11 protein-coding genes are annotated in these 12,790 nt (G+C 63.0%); 6 read left to right on the forward strand and 5 right to left on the reverse strand.

What is annotated here, in order from left to right:
- Window positions 1-2,256, reverse strand: a 2,256-nt coding sequence (gene pvdQ, locus ACK1VC_RS06335) for a bifunctional acylase PvdQ (protein WP_449117881.1), incomplete at its 3' end; no start/stop codon positions are given.
- Window positions 2,257-2,451: 195 nt separating this feature from the next.
- Between pvdQ and ACK1VC_RS06340 the strand changes: the two genes are divergently transcribed.
- Window positions 2,452-2,826 (forward strand): fe2+ zn2+ uptake regulation protein, encoded by a 375-nt coding sequence (locus ACK1VC_RS06340; protein ID WP_016486543.1) that lies wholly within the window; start codon window positions 2,452-2,454, stop codon window positions 2,824-2,826.
- Between the two features lie 36 nt (window positions 2,827-2,862).
- Here ACK1VC_RS06340 and ACK1VC_RS06345 read toward each other — a convergent pair whose 3' ends face one another.
- Complete coding sequence (locus ACK1VC_RS06345) at window positions 2,863-3,051, reverse strand: hypothetical protein (protein WP_003248064.1); 189 nt, start codon at window positions 3,049-3,051, stop codon at window positions 2,863-2,865.
- A 150-nt stretch (window positions 3,052-3,201) separates the two neighbouring features.
- Here ACK1VC_RS06345 and ACK1VC_RS06350 point away from each other — a divergent pair, with 150 nt between their 5' ends.
- The 4 genes from ACK1VC_RS06350 to ACK1VC_RS06365 all read left to right on the forward strand — a co-directional run bounded on the left by ACK1VC_RS06350 (window position 3,202) and on the right by ACK1VC_RS06365 (window position 5,630).
- Window positions 3,202-3,660 carry a hypothetical protein gene (locus tag ACK1VC_RS06350; protein ID WP_016486542.1) on the forward strand — a complete coding sequence of 153 codons (459 nt, stop codon included), beginning with the start codon at window positions 3,202-3,204 and terminating at the stop codon, window positions 3,658-3,660.
- A 250-nt stretch (window positions 3,661-3,910) separates the two neighbouring features.
- Entirely contained in the window at window positions 3,911-4,291 is a 381-nt protein-coding gene (locus ACK1VC_RS06355) for a Mor transcription activator family protein (protein WP_191087657.1), read from the forward strand.
- A gap of 63 nt (window positions 4,292-4,354) precedes the next feature.
- Window positions 4,355-5,002 carry a DUF2589 domain-containing protein gene (locus ACK1VC_RS06360; protein ID WP_016486540.1) on the forward strand — a complete coding sequence of 216 codons (648 nt, stop codon included), beginning with the start codon at window positions 4,355-4,357 and terminating at the stop codon, window positions 5,000-5,002.
- A gap of 73 nt (window positions 5,003-5,075) precedes the next feature.
- A complete protein-coding gene (locus ACK1VC_RS06365) occupies window positions 5,076-5,630 on the forward strand; it encodes a DUF2589 domain-containing protein (protein WP_016486539.1) in 555 nt (184 codons plus the stop codon).
- Window positions 5,631-5,649: 19 nt separating this feature from the next.
- On the opposite strand, the gene ACK1VC_RS06370 is transcribed toward ACK1VC_RS06365, so the two are convergent.
- The 3 genes from ACK1VC_RS06370 to ACK1VC_RS06380 are packed head-to-tail and all read right to left on the reverse strand — an operon-like array spanning window position 5,650 to window position 11,766.
- Window positions 5,650-9,324 (reverse strand): translocation/assembly module TamB domain-containing protein, encoded by a 3,675-nt coding sequence (locus tag ACK1VC_RS06370; protein WP_191087656.1) that lies wholly within the window; start codon window positions 9,322-9,324, stop codon window positions 5,650-5,652.
- On the reverse strand, window positions 9,321-11,063 hold the full coding sequence (locus tag ACK1VC_RS06375) for an autotransporter assembly complex protein TamA (RefSeq protein ID WP_016486537.1): 1,743 nt from the start codon (window positions 11,061-11,063) through the stop codon (window positions 9,321-9,323). Before ACK1VC_RS06375 ends, ACK1VC_RS06370 begins: the two co-directional genes overlap by 4 nt.
- A gap of 52 nt (window positions 11,064-11,115) precedes the next feature.
- Window positions 11,116-11,766, reverse strand: a complete 651-nt coding sequence (locus ACK1VC_RS06380) for a GNAT family N-acetyltransferase (protein ID WP_016486536.1) — start codon at window positions 11,764-11,766, stop codon at window positions 11,116-11,118.
- Window positions 11,767-11,928: 162 nt separating this feature from the next.
- Between ACK1VC_RS06380 and xthA the strand changes: the two genes are divergently transcribed.
- Complete coding sequence (xthA, locus tag ACK1VC_RS06385) at window positions 11,929-12,741, forward strand: exodeoxyribonuclease III (protein WP_060516625.1); 813 nt, start codon at window positions 11,929-11,931, stop codon at window positions 12,739-12,741.
- Window positions 12,742-12,790: the final 49 nt, after the last annotated feature.

Raw genomic sequence — 12,790 nt, forward strand, 5'->3', positions numbered from 1 at the left:
GTACTCCGGGTCTGCCTTGATCTGCGCCTCGGTAAACGGAATCACCGCCAGTTGCTTGGCCGCAAATGCCTTGGTCTGGTCACTGGCATGGGCTGAAGCCGCTTCGCTCGACTGGGAGAATGCCAATAACCCACGAGCCTCTGGCCCTTTGTCGGTGAAGCTGACCAGTTGCAGGTAGCTGGTACCGCTGACCACCAACCGCTTGCCCTGCCCGTGCGGCACACTGTACATCGCGTTGTACACGCCCAGAGCCTGCGGACCACCGGGTACCGGCGTGCCATCGAGCGACTGCTGCACCTGCCCCCAACGCGTCCCCTCCGCGACACCGCTGTCGTTCACCTGCTTGAGCGACGCCAGTGCCGCGTCATGCACCCGTTTGCGCACGGCCGCCTGCTCCACCGCCAGACCACGGGGCGTGTGCTGCGGGTCTGCCGGGTCAAAGGCCACACGCCAGCTTTCCGGGTGCTCGGCCAGGGCAGTGAACAGGTTCTGGAAATGCACCAGACCAATGCCACTGTCGAGGTCGGCCTTGCCATTCCAGGCAGCCAGGCTGCTGCACACGGCCTGTACCTCTATGGCGGCGCCCTGGCACCATTGCAGCAGGTCTGGCAGCACCAGGCTGGCCAGGTAAACCTCGTCGTCTGTCACCATGCGCTGCAAGTCATCAACGCTCAGCCTTGCCGTGCCCTGCAGACGCTGCAGGGCGAAACGGCCGCGCATGCCCAGCGGCTGGTCACTGCGGCTGATCAAGGGTGAATAGCCGGTCAGCGGCTGCGCCGGGTTGGCCAACCAGGCCGGGTCGTTGGAGTTCTGCACGAAGTCCTCGCGTTCAAGGCTCGGCAGCAGTCGCGCCGGGAAGATTCCCGGTTGCGCAGCGTTCGCGTCGATCTTCCATTGGCAGGCGCTACGCGAGCCGTCCAGCACCACTACGGGCCCTTGCCCTTGCGGGGTGCTGCAAGCGCCGAGCAGTTGCTGATCCACATATGGCACCACCGATTGGTTCAGGTACAACGCCCGCCCCCCTGGGTCCACGGCCAGGGTGTTGACCCAAGGGATACCCTGCAACTGCTCGACCGAGCCTTTCAACGCTGCCAGGTTATCGGCACGATTGATCTGGTACCACTGTTGCAGCACCCGGGTGTTGTCGAGGTTGGCGTCACGCAAGCTGTAGGCCACATGCGCATCCCAATCCAGGCGCCCGGGCCATTGCACCACCGGGCCGAATTGCGAACTGTAGACCTGCCGCTCCACCTGACCGAGGCTGCCATCCTCAGCCTTGACGGCAACGCTGATGGTTTGCCGGGCCAATGGCAGCGACTTGCCATCCAGCAGGTAGCGGGTCGGGTCCTTGGGGTCGAGCTGCAGCCGGTACAAAGTGAAGTGTTTGGACGTGTCGACGGTATGCGTCCAGGCCAGGTGCCTGTTGAAACCAATGTTGACCACCGGCAGGCCCGGCAATGCCGCGCCCATCACATCGAGCTGGCCGGGAATGGTCAACTGCATCTGGTAGAAGCGCATGCCGCCCATCCACGGGAAATGCGGGTTGGCCAGCAACAGGCCACGGCCATTGGCCGAACGCTGTGCCCCGACCGCCACCGCATTACTACCGCGCTCCGTGGCAAAGCGCGCTTGCCACGCCAGCGCAGCGGCGAAGCCTGCCGGCGCCTGCTGGCGAGCCTGTGCAGGGGGTTGCGCGCCTGCCAGCGCCTCGACGAACTGCCCGACGCCACCCTCGGCCAACAGGCGACGGGTCAGCTTGACCAGGTCCTGGCTGGTGATCGGTCGCAACCACTCACCGTTACCGCATTCGGCGGGTAGCCCCCCGCGGCGGCGCTCGGCCAGCGCCCGGTTGTAGCCGCTGGCATAACCCGCCAGCAATGCTTGCACCTGCGCCGGCTGCGCCTGCAGGAACGTATCGACCGCCACTGGGCTGTTGAGCCAAGTGAAAAACACGTCGCTGGCCAGGTTGTCACGCTGCTCCAGGGTCTTGCCGTTGGCACCAAAATGGCGTGAGCGCTCACCACTGACGGTCAGCACCTCGTTGGCCAGCAGGCACAGGTTGTCCTGGGCATAGGCATAGCCGACGCCATAGCCCAGGCCGCGCTCATCCTTGGCCACGATATGCGGCACCCCGTAACTGGTTCGACGAATCTGCGCGCTGGCATCAGTGGCGGGCTGCGCGTGTACGGCAACGCTCACCGCCAACAGCGCAGCGGCCAGGCCTGCGCACGTCATGGGATGGGAAAGTGGAAACACGGGCACTCCTCGGGTTCGGGCTCTATCCCGATCAGACGAATGGCCAGATGAAAATTTTACGTGTTACCGGGCAATGGAACGTCTTGAAGAAGAACACCATTTTTTTTACGGGTGGGTTGCAGTTTTTGCGTTCTCATTCGTCCTAGTTAGTGAGGCAACCACATTTCGGGTTCGTCCACGAAAAGGAGCATTCACATGTACAACCCGCAACCCTCGACCCAGGCCGGGCGCGTCCCAGGCAAAGCGCCCAACGGACAGGACGTTTTTTCTGAAGAACGCATCGGCAACGAACAGATCCGCGAGCTCCTGCGTACTTTCGGTCTGCGTACCAGCCTGATCCGGCTCAAGGTGATCGATGCCCTGCACACCGCCGACCGCAATGGCCGCAGCATTGGCGTACGCGGCGTGCACGCACAACTGGAACAACTGGACATACCGCTGTCGTTCCTCAGCGTGCGTGAAGTGCTAAAGCGGCTGTGCACCGAAGGTGTCATCGAGTTGGGCAACGACAAGTGCTATAGCCTCAACGCCCAGGCGCGCGCCGTACTGGAGCAGGCATCCTCGCGTTAAGCGCATGGCCGGCCACACCTGGCCGGCCCGCAGGGGTCAGGGTTTGACCTTGCGCCGCAGGATGCCGTTGATCACCACGACCACCACAGCGATGGCGATGGCCAGCATCTGAAAGGTCTGCTCACTGATCGTGCCCTGCTTCTGCAGGTGGGACAGGCCCAGCATCAGGCCCAGTACCACCAGGATGATCAGAAGGGAATATTTAAGGCGCTGCACGTGTGTCATCGAAAGTTCCTTGCAACATCAGGGGCAAATGGCTCGCAACGAGCCGCGCCAATGATACAACGCCCACAGGGCCCGGCGCTGCATTTCCTGCTGGGTAGGGTGGCGACTGCCTGAAAGCATGGGGCTTCAAGCACCCATGCCGGAGGCACCATGTACAAACCCCTGCTGTTCGCGTCCCTGATTCTGACCCCGCTTTCCCTTCACGCGCTGGACACCCGCGAAGTAAAGGCGGCGCAACTGCTTGAGCTTGGCCGCCACCTGGAGCGCCATGCCGGCGCCAGCCAGTGGCAACAACTGTGGCAGCGCGTGCGCCAGGCCGGCTACCTGCAGGCTCAAGGCGCGCCGCTGCACTTCAGCGCCCCCATGGCCCTGTTGCCTGAACTGGCGCGGCTGACCTTGGCCCAAGCCGATCATGTGCAACCGCTGCACCAGACCCAGGCGCTGTATCGCCGCAGTTTTTCCGACACGGTCATCGGTCAGCGCGGCGGCCAGCCACTGCATGCCTTGTGCCTGGTGGTCGACTGGCGGACGCTGCCAGAAAGCATGCTCGCCTCCCCCCAGGCCTACCTGCGCAGCGCCAGCCTGCTGAGCAGTTACCCCTGCAACTGAGGGTACCCCGCCCCATCACTCGATGAGCGTAGCGCCCTTATGGGTAATCAACCGCCACAGCCACATGCTGAAGACACGTCCTACACCGCAGGATATCGCTGCCTGCAATCCCTGTTCACCGAGGCTACAAACCGCACCCCATATGTCGCCTAGCGACGCGCGGTGGCTGTCACACAGAATTTGCTCACACCGTCGACATAACGCCGCTGGTGATCGGGTCGCACATTCCCCCATCCAGAAGGAGCGCCATATGGAATTACCAGACTTGAGCCTCATCGATATCAGCCAACTGCCCCATTCGCTGCAGGCCCTGGTCGACTGTATCGGCATCGACGACGCCTACCAGTTGACCTGCGCCTACGGCGGCAGGCCCAAATACATCCCCAAGTACCGCGAACGCACCAAGCTGGCCGACGTGCTGCCGGCCGAGGCGCTCGACGCATTGATCAAACGCTTTGCCGGGGTAGCCCTGGAAATCCCCAAGGCTGACCACTTTCTGCGCCAGTTGCGTAACCAGCAGATCCAGAAGGAAAGCGCCGATGGCCTTTCACGCAGCCTGCTGGCCAACAAGTACGGTCTGAGCTTGCGTCAGATCGGCAACATCCGCCGTCAGGAGAACTACGCCCGCTGACGGCCAACCCGTTAGGCCGCCACAGGTGGCCACTTTTCCCTTCAACAACAAGAGCAATCAAGCATGTCGATAGACAACAGCCTCATCGGATCCGTGATCAACGCCTTGCCAATGGATCGCATGATCGCAGGTCCCCTGCAGGCCATGGTCCAGGCACAGGTTACTGCGAGCAAGTCATACGCCGACTTCCTGATGCAGGTGTGCGTGCAGGACGGCAAGGCCGTCGCCATCCAGTTCGACTACGACGAAACCATCGTCGACGAACAGGGTGAATACAAAGGTGTGGTCAGCAAGACCATGAAGGTGCCGCTGCTTGCGGCCATCACGCACCCGAACATTTCCATCGAGGAAGGCAATGTCGAGTTCGAACTGGTCATCAACCAGATGTCGGAAGACACTTCCAGCAAGGACATGAGTGCCGATCTGACCGGCTCTTTGGGCTGGGGGCCATTCAGGCTGAATGTGAAAGGCAGCGTCAGCCATAAGTCCACACAAACCCGCAAGACCGACACCCGCGCCCGCTACGCCTTCAATACCACGCTCAAGCGCCAGGAGCCGCCTGAAGCAATGATGAGGGTGATCGAGTTCCTGACCGATGCGGCAACCAAGCCAACGGTGGTCAGAACCGCCGAACTGAAAAGCCAGGACGAGATTTCCCAGGCCGATACCTTGAAAGGTCCTGCTGCCGATGTAACTACCGGTACTGCTTGAGACGCTCCCTGCCCCGCAAAACAGCCCCCCTGGCCAGCGCCGGGGGGCACACCTGGCCTGAGGAGTCGAACCCATGAACAAGCCCCCTGCCCCGATGACCTCCATTGACCTGCGTGAGATCACCCGTGGCCTGCAAGAAGCCGCCAGCGCCACCAACAGCCTGATTGCACAACAGTACATCAACCTGTTCGACCAGTTCTTCGAGTGCGACAGCGACGCCTTGGGCGCCCCCATGAAAGCCAAGATGGTCGAGGTGGCCATGGATGGGCAACACATCATGCGCGTCCCCCTGTTTGCCTTGGTATCGCCCAAGGGCCTGGCCCTGGAGCGAATGCAGGTCGACCTCTCGGTACGGGTTAAAGGGACCGAAGCGCAACAGGCACTGCAGACCGCAAGCGAGAACAAGACTGCAAGCTTCAAGGTCACCATCGGCGGTCAAGGCCGTCAGGGCGAAAGCCGTGACCCTGACGAAGTACAGATCCGCATGCAGTTCCAGGCCAGCGAACCGCCGGAAGCCCTGAACCGGCTGATAGACGAATACACCAACCTGATCGTCCCGGTACGTGCCCCTGATCCGCAGCCCTCACCCGATACCAATGAATTTATCGAGGCGGCCACCGTCCGTTGACGGCCGCCCCGGCACCGCTTCAGAAATCGCGCTTGTAGAAGATGTCCAGTGAGCTGGCCAGCCCGCTGGCGGCTTCCAGGTACACCTTCTTGCTCAGCTTGTAACGCAACGCGATGGTGTTGGCGGGTTCGAACACACCCACGCCGTAACGCAGGCTCAGCTTCTCGGTGATGTTGCCGCTGGCGACCACGCTGGTGGTGTTGCCCGAGCCTTCGGTGTCCAGCTGGAAGTCGTCGATGCCCAGGCTCGATGCCAGGCTGCCGGTGATGCCGGCGCTGCCAGCCAGCCCCAGGCCCAACGCTGCCTCGGCAAGCATGTTGTTGTCCTCGCCAGCGTTGCCCAGAGGCCGCCCCAGCACGAGGTACGACAGCGCCTGCTCCTGGCTCATGGCCGGTTCCGAAAACACCTTGGTCGTGGGTTGCTCGGCACTGCCGCTCAGGCGGATACCGGCAATCACGTCATCGACCGTGCGTATGGCTTCGATGTCCAGGTAGGGCTGATCGATCGGGCCGGCAAACAGCAAGCGCGCGCGGCGGATGGTCAGGCGCTGGCCGTAGGCACGGTAACGGCCGTCGGCCAGGCTCAGCTCGCCACGGGTATCGAGGTTGTCGCCTATATGTACGTGGCCGAGCAGGTTGGCAGTGAGCCCAAAGCCGCTGAACGACAACTTGTCGCGGCCCACTTCGACATCGATGTCCATGGCCATCGCCATGGGCGGTTTGCCCTCTTCGGTCTGATGACCAACGATTACCGTGTCATCCGATACCTTCACGGTTGACGGCGGCAGTTCACGCACGGTGATCTTGCCTTTGGGTACCTGCACCTTGCCGGTAACCGCCAGTTTGTCGTCGATCAGGCGCAAGGTCAGGTCCGGGGCGACCTCCAGCGTTGCATAGGGCTCAACCGTGACTGGCAGTTGCTGGCCTTGCAGGCGCAGGTCCATGCCCAGCGCCTGGCCCCACGTGAGGTTGCCACTCAACTGGCCCCGCCCTGCATCGCCGCTGCGCCAGTTGCCATTGAGTTGCACCTGCTCGCCGGCGATCAGCGCCTGCAACGACAGGTCCTCAAGGCTGGCCGGCAACTCGGCGCCACTCACTTCACCGCCGCTGAGCATCAGGTTGCCGTTGACCTGTGGTGTCAGCAAGGTCCCTGAAAGCCGGCCACTGCCGTTGAGCTGCCCGGCCAGGCGTTCGACCATCGGCACGAACGGGCGCGCCACCGACAGGTCCAGCCCGGCCAGGCGGAAATCACCTGACAACGGCTTGTTCTTGCCCAGCGGGTCGAGGCGCGTATTGACATTCAGCTCGCCCAGGCGCTCTCCACGGAAGGCCAGGCGGGTATCGATACGCCGTGGCGCCAACGTGCTGTCGACACGCAGGGCCTGATAGGGGAAATCGACCCAACGGCCCTTGTCGCGCACACGCAGCGTGCCGCCACTGGCATCGATGACAATATTGCCTTTGGGGCCGCTGGCCGGGATGTCCAGATTGATATCCGCATTGAGCAGGCCCTGCCAGGCGAAGTCTTTTGGCAGCCACTGTGCAAGGCTGTCCAGCGGGAACTGCTTGAGGTGGTAACGCAAGCGCGGCTCGGGCGCCAGGCGCTGGTCGTCACCACAAAGGCTGGCCTGGCCAGACCGCCAGCAATGGGCACCGAAGTCCAGCTGGCCGCTGGCCAGGCGCTGCAGGCGTGCCGGCGATTGCAGCCGCCAATCCTGGCCACCGGCCTGGATGCGCCCACTCGCGAGGCGGCCACGCCAGTCACCCTTGCTCAACTGGCCATCCAGACCGAGGTCAAGCTTGAGCTGCGGGCCATCCAGCGCCAGGGTCAAGGCTTGCTGGCGAATGTCGCCTTTGCCGTTGGCCTGCAGCGTGCCCAATGCCGTGTCGCCCAGGTGAATGCCAGTGGCCTTTAGCTCGATCACACCGCGCTGGGCGTTGTCCAGGCGGGCATCCAGGTCCAGCTGTTGCAGCCGGTTTTCGGCCTGGGCCAAGCGCTGGCCCTGCAAGGTCAGCGTGCCTTGCGGAGCCTGCAAGGTGCCGGCAACATCCAGCCGCCCCTTGACCTGGCCCTGCAGCCTTGGCCACAGCTGGCCCAGGCGCGGCAGGTCAAGGTCGATTCGCCCGGCCAGGCGCTGCTGCAAGCTGCCACTGCCGTTGATACGGTTGTCACCCAGCTGGATCGCCAAGGCGCCGAGGGTCCAGCTCTGCCCTGCCCCCTGCGCTTCGGCCTTGAGCACAGCCGGCTGGCCGCGCAGGCGGCCTTTGAGGTCAAGTTGGGCATCAAGGGTGAGCACCTCGCCCTTCATCTCGCCTTTACTGCGCAGCGGCCCCGCCAAGGTGCCCGGCAGCTCCGCCAGCCAATACGCCGGGTCGAGCGCCGAAAGCTGCAAGTCGACATCCCAAGCCAAAGTGTCGGCAAAACGCACGGCCACACTGCCGGCAGCCTTGCCTTGCCCGGCGGTCAGCGCCAGTTGCGGCAGTTTCACCTGGGTCAGGTCACCTTCGAACGGGCTGGCCAGGCTGAACGCCCCTGCCGGGCCGTCCAGGTCGCCTTTGAAGGTGCCCTGGTAATTGCCATCGCGATAATGCACCTGGGTACTGAAGCGCTTGAGGGTGACCTCGGGCGGCGCCTCCAGCGGGTACAGCCGCAACCACGGGAAGTCCTGCCAGTCCAGCTGCGCATCGGCGGTCAGGCCTTGCTGCCAGTCGGTCGTGGCCTGCAGTTTCACTCGCTGGGTGTCGCTGGCAGTCAGGTCAAGGGCATCGAGCCTGGCGCCTTTGCTGTCGACCAACCCGGACAGCGCCAACGCGATCGGCGACTGTTCAGCCGGCAGGTTGGCCGTTCCCGACAGTTGATAGCCCTTGAGCAGATCGCCCTTGGCATCAAGCACGAGCTGATTCAACTGCAACGTATCGGGCAACGAGCCCGCCGGTTTGAACGCCTCTGAACGAATCTGCAGGGTCGCCGGCAGATGCTCGGCCAACGCTTGCAACTGCCCGCTCAGCGTGGCGTCGAGATAACCACGGCTGGTGCCGGCAAGTTTCAGGGTCTTTTGTAATTCTCCGGTTGCCGTCAGCGCCAGCTGCCAGGCTTTGCCGTCTACGGCGGGCAGTTGCAGCTGCCCCTGGAGTTGCAATGGCCAGTCACCTTCGGGCTGCAGGTCGCCCTGCAGGTCCAGTTGCAGCTCATCGCGCTGCAGGTGCAGGCTGTCGATGCGCATCCCGGTGCCGGTCCAGTGCGCCGCCAGTTGCAGGTCACCCAGCAGGTCACTGCCATCCAGCCGCAGCTGGCCGACCTTGACTTCGCCCAGCTCGATGGCCAGCGGCAAGCGCAGCGCTGGCAACTGCAGCGGGCCGCTGTCGGCCGGCTCGGCACTTGGCGCAAAGGCCATGTCAATGCGTTGTGCCTGCAACTGGTCGATGCACAGAGTGGCGCGCATCAGACAGGCAGGCGACCAGGCGAATAGCGGTGCCTGCACCTCTACTGTATTGCCACCATCGGCCCAGCGCAGCACGCTGGCCTGCCAGCTGCCCGCCAAGCGGCCCTGGAAATCAGCCACCTCAAGCCCTGGCACTTTGCCCAGCGTCCAGCGGCTGCCCGCTTCGGTACCCAGCAACAGGCCCAGCCCTACGCCCAGGCTCGCGACCACACCTAGCAGGCCCAGCAGAATGTACTTGATCACGCGTTTCACAACTCAGGCCCCATGGAAAAGTGCAGGCGAATGCCCCCTTCGTCATCCAGCGCCTTGGCCAGGTCGAGTCGCAACGGCCCGACCGGCGATACCCAGCGCACACCAAAACCGACACCGGTTTTTAGGCTGGGTAGCTCAAGGTTGTTGAACGAGTTCCCCTGGTCGACAAACGTCGCGATCCGCCACTTTTCAGTCAGCGAATACTGGTACTCGACACTGCCGGCTACCAGGTAGCGCCCGCCGATGCGGTCGCCATCGCTGTTCTTCGGTGACAGGGTCTGGTAGTCATAGCCACGCACGCTCTGGTCGCCACCGGCGAAGAAGCGCAGCGACGGCGGAATGTTGTTCTTGAAGCCGTTGGTGGCACTGCCACCGAACTGCACGCGCCCCAGAAGGCGGTGGTTGTGGCCAAGCGTGGTCAAGCCCTTGAGCAGTACGTTGCCGTGCAACAGGTTGGTGTCGGAAACCAGCCCTTCCTTGGCCCCTTGTACATCGAACTGCAGGCGGTAGCCGTTGTGCGGATCGATGCGATTGTCACTGCGCAGAAACGAATAGCTCACGCCAGGCATCAGCAGGTTGCTCAGCCCGGAATCGTCACCCAGGCGATACTCCTCGCGCTGGTACTTGAGCGAAATGACCCGCTGCCAGCCGCTGGGCAGCTTGCTGTGCCACTCTGGGCCCACTGTCAGCAGTTTGCTGAGTGTATCGGTACCTGCCAGCTCCTCGTTCTGGTAACCACCGGCAAAGCGCAGCTTGTCGGTCAGTGGCGGGTCGAGGGGGATGTCATACCACAGGCCAACGTTCTGTCGGGGGGCGGACAGCTCGGTTTCCCAACCGTAACTGTGGCCCTGCGGGTTGACCCAATGGCGGGTCCAGTTGGCCTTGCCACGCGGACCGACGTCGGTCGAGAAGCCCAGCCCCAGCCCCATGGTGCGTGGTTTGCGGGTTTCCAGGCGGACATCCACCGGGATTTCTTCACCCACGGCAGCAGTGGGCGCCGCATCCACCCGTACGCCTTCGAAATAGCCGCTCGATTGCAGGTCATTGTTCAGTTCGGCGATCAGTTCCGAGTCGTAGGGCGTGCCTGGCTTGAACGACACCATGCGCTGCAGCAGGTCGTCGTCCAGCGGCGTGTCGCCGCCGAAGGTGACGGCGCCCAGGTGATAGCGCGGGCCACTCTGGTAGACCAGTTCGATATCGGCCACACCGGCCTGAGGGTCGACCGCAAGGCGCTGACGGCTGAAGCGGCCGCTGAAAAAGCCGTAGCGCGACGCCTGGTTCTGGATCAGCCGCTTGGCATCTTCGTAATGGCCGTGGTTGAGCTGTTCGCCTGCGCGCAGCGCCCGGCTGTCGGGCATGCGAAAGGCCTTCATTTCGCTGGCCGGGCCTTCGATACGCACGGTCACGTTGCGCAGGCGAATCGGCTCGCCCGGGTTGATGCTGATGACCAGTTGCGGGGAATGGTCTGCATCTCTGGGCGGCTTGACCTCGCTGTCGATCTGCGCCTGGTAGTAGCCAAGTGCCTGCGCGGCTTTGCGCGCCTGCTCCTCTGCCCCGCGACTGAAGCGTAACAATGCTTCTTCATCGCGGTCACCAAGGGTGCCTATATAGCCTTCGACATTGGCCTTGAGCGCCTTGTTGGCTGGTTTTACCTTCACCAGCAACTCGCTCTGGCCCCATGCTGCGAAACTGGCGGCCCAGAAAACCAGGCCCCAGGTCAATCTTCCTGAATACGTCATGCGGCAAATGCTACCAGAGCCAGGCGCTCAAGGGAGCCGCCTGGCGGGATGTTCAGGCAAAAGTGGACGTTGAAGAGACTGGATTGGGATGGAAGAACACCCGTTCCCGGATCGGTCCTACAGCGACCTCACCAATTTCTTCATAGCCCTGGCGCTGGTAAAAGGCCAGGTAATGCTCATTGCCGGTGTCGAGCACTACGCCCTGGGTGCCTGGTTGATCCGCGCACCAGTCGTGCACGGCTTGTAACAATTGCTCCCCGTAATGCTTGCCCTGAAATTGCGGATGTACCCCCAGCAGTGGCAACACATGCACCTGATCGGTGGGCAGGCAGGTGGCCAGGGCGGCCTGGTAGTCCATGTAACGCCGCGTGCAGCGCAGGCCAGTGCCGAGGATCATGCGCAGGCGCCAGGCCCAGCTGTCGGCAACGCCCAACCGGCGCACCGGCGGCACGATCAGGGCCATGGCAATCAGGCGGTCGTCCACCAGCAAGCCGATGGCAGGTAATTGCAGGTAGAAATGCTGGCGCACCCATTCGCGCACCATTACCCGCAAGCGTCGCTCATACCCCGGGCGCTGGGCTTCGAAGATATAGGCGAAGGTGGGTTCGTGGCGGTAGGCGTTGTACAGCAGCGAACGCGCTTCGCGGCTATAGCCATCATCAAGCAGGCAGACTTGAGCCGGGGCGGCAGTGGTTTCGGGCATTGCGGGCAGACCTCCTGGAATGGGCGTACATTGCCTTGGAGGTGCACCACCGCGCTTCGTTCACCCCCTACAGCACGTTAGCAGCAGGGGCCGGAGGCCGCCACGCTGGTGATGTGGGGCGATGTCGGCTAGCATCCCGCCTTTTACCGGGATTGTCTTTCCATGAAGATCGTCTGTTTCAACATCAACGGCCTGCGAGCACGCCCGCATCAGCTGGCAGCGCTCATCGAAAAGCACCAGCCGGACGTGATCGGCCTGCAGGAAACCAAGGTCAGCGACGATCAGTTTCCGCTGGCCGACGTGCAGGCGCTGGGTTACCACGTGCACTACCACGGCCAGAAAGGCCACTACGGCGTGGCTCTACTGTCGCGCCAGGCTCCATTGAGCCTGCACAAAGGCTTTGCCACCGATGAAGAAGAGGCCCAGCGCCGCTTCATCTGGGGCACCTTCGCCGATGCAGATGGCAACCCGATCACCATCATGAACGGCTATTTCCCCCAGGGCGAAAGCCGCGACCACCCCACCAAATTCCCGGCCAAGCAGCGTTTCTACAGCGACCTGCAGGCACTGCTGGAAGGCCAGTTCCGCAACGACCAGCCACTGCTGGTAATGGGTGACATGAACATCTCGCCGCAGGACTGCGATATCGGCATCGGCCCAGACAATGCCAAGCGCTGGCTGAAGACTGGCAAGTGCAGTTTCCTGCCTGAAGAGCGTGAGTGGATGGAGCGCTTGAAAGGCTGGGGCCTGGTTGACAGCTTCCGCCACCTGCACCCCGACGTGACCGACCGTTTCAGCTGGTTCGACTACCGCAGCCGGGGTTTCGAGGACGATCCCAAACGTGGCCTGCGCATCGACCTGATCATGGCCTCGCAGCACCTGGTGCCGCGTCTCAAGGCAGCGGGCGTGGACTATGAACTGCGTGGCATGGAAAAGCCCTCGGACCATGCGCCGATCTGGTTGGAGTTGAGCTGATTCTGGTGTGGGCCCAAGGTACACGCCTTGGGGCTTGTAGTGCCGGTTA

This window comes from Pseudomonas sp. XP2 (genome assembly GCF_053557975.1).

Coding starts and splice junctions, on each gene's coding strand:
- ACK1VC_RS06375 (WP_016486537.1), bottom strand. CDS start 11,063: ATGACGTATTCAGGAAGATTGACCTGGGGCCTGGTTTTCTGGGCCGCC.
- ACK1VC_RS06345 (WP_003248064.1), bottom strand. CDS start 3,051: ATGACACACGTGCAGCGCCTTAAATATTCCCTTCTGATCATCCTGGTG.
- ACK1VC_RS06365 (WP_016486539.1), top strand. CDS start 5,076: ATGAACAAGCCCCCTGCCCCGATGACCTCCATTGACCTGCGTGAGATC.
- ACK1VC_RS06340 (WP_016486543.1), top strand. CDS start 2,452: ATGTACAACCCGCAACCCTCGACCCAGGCCGGGCGCGTCCCAGGCAAA.
- ACK1VC_RS06360 (WP_016486540.1), top strand. CDS start 4,355: ATGTCGATAGACAACAGCCTCATCGGATCCGTGATCAACGCCTTGCCA.
- ACK1VC_RS06350 (WP_016486542.1), top strand. CDS start 3,202: ATGTACAAACCCCTGCTGTTCGCGTCCCTGATTCTGACCCCGCTTTCC.
- ACK1VC_RS06380 (WP_016486536.1), bottom strand. CDS start 11,766: ATGCCCGAAACCACTGCCGCCCCGGCTCAAGTCTGCCTGCTTGATGAT.
- xthA (WP_060516625.1), top strand. CDS start 11,929: ATGAAGATCGTCTGTTTCAACATCAACGGCCTGCGAGCACGCCCGCAT.
- ACK1VC_RS06355 (WP_191087657.1), top strand. CDS start 3,911: ATGGAATTACCAGACTTGAGCCTCATCGATATCAGCCAACTGCCCCAT.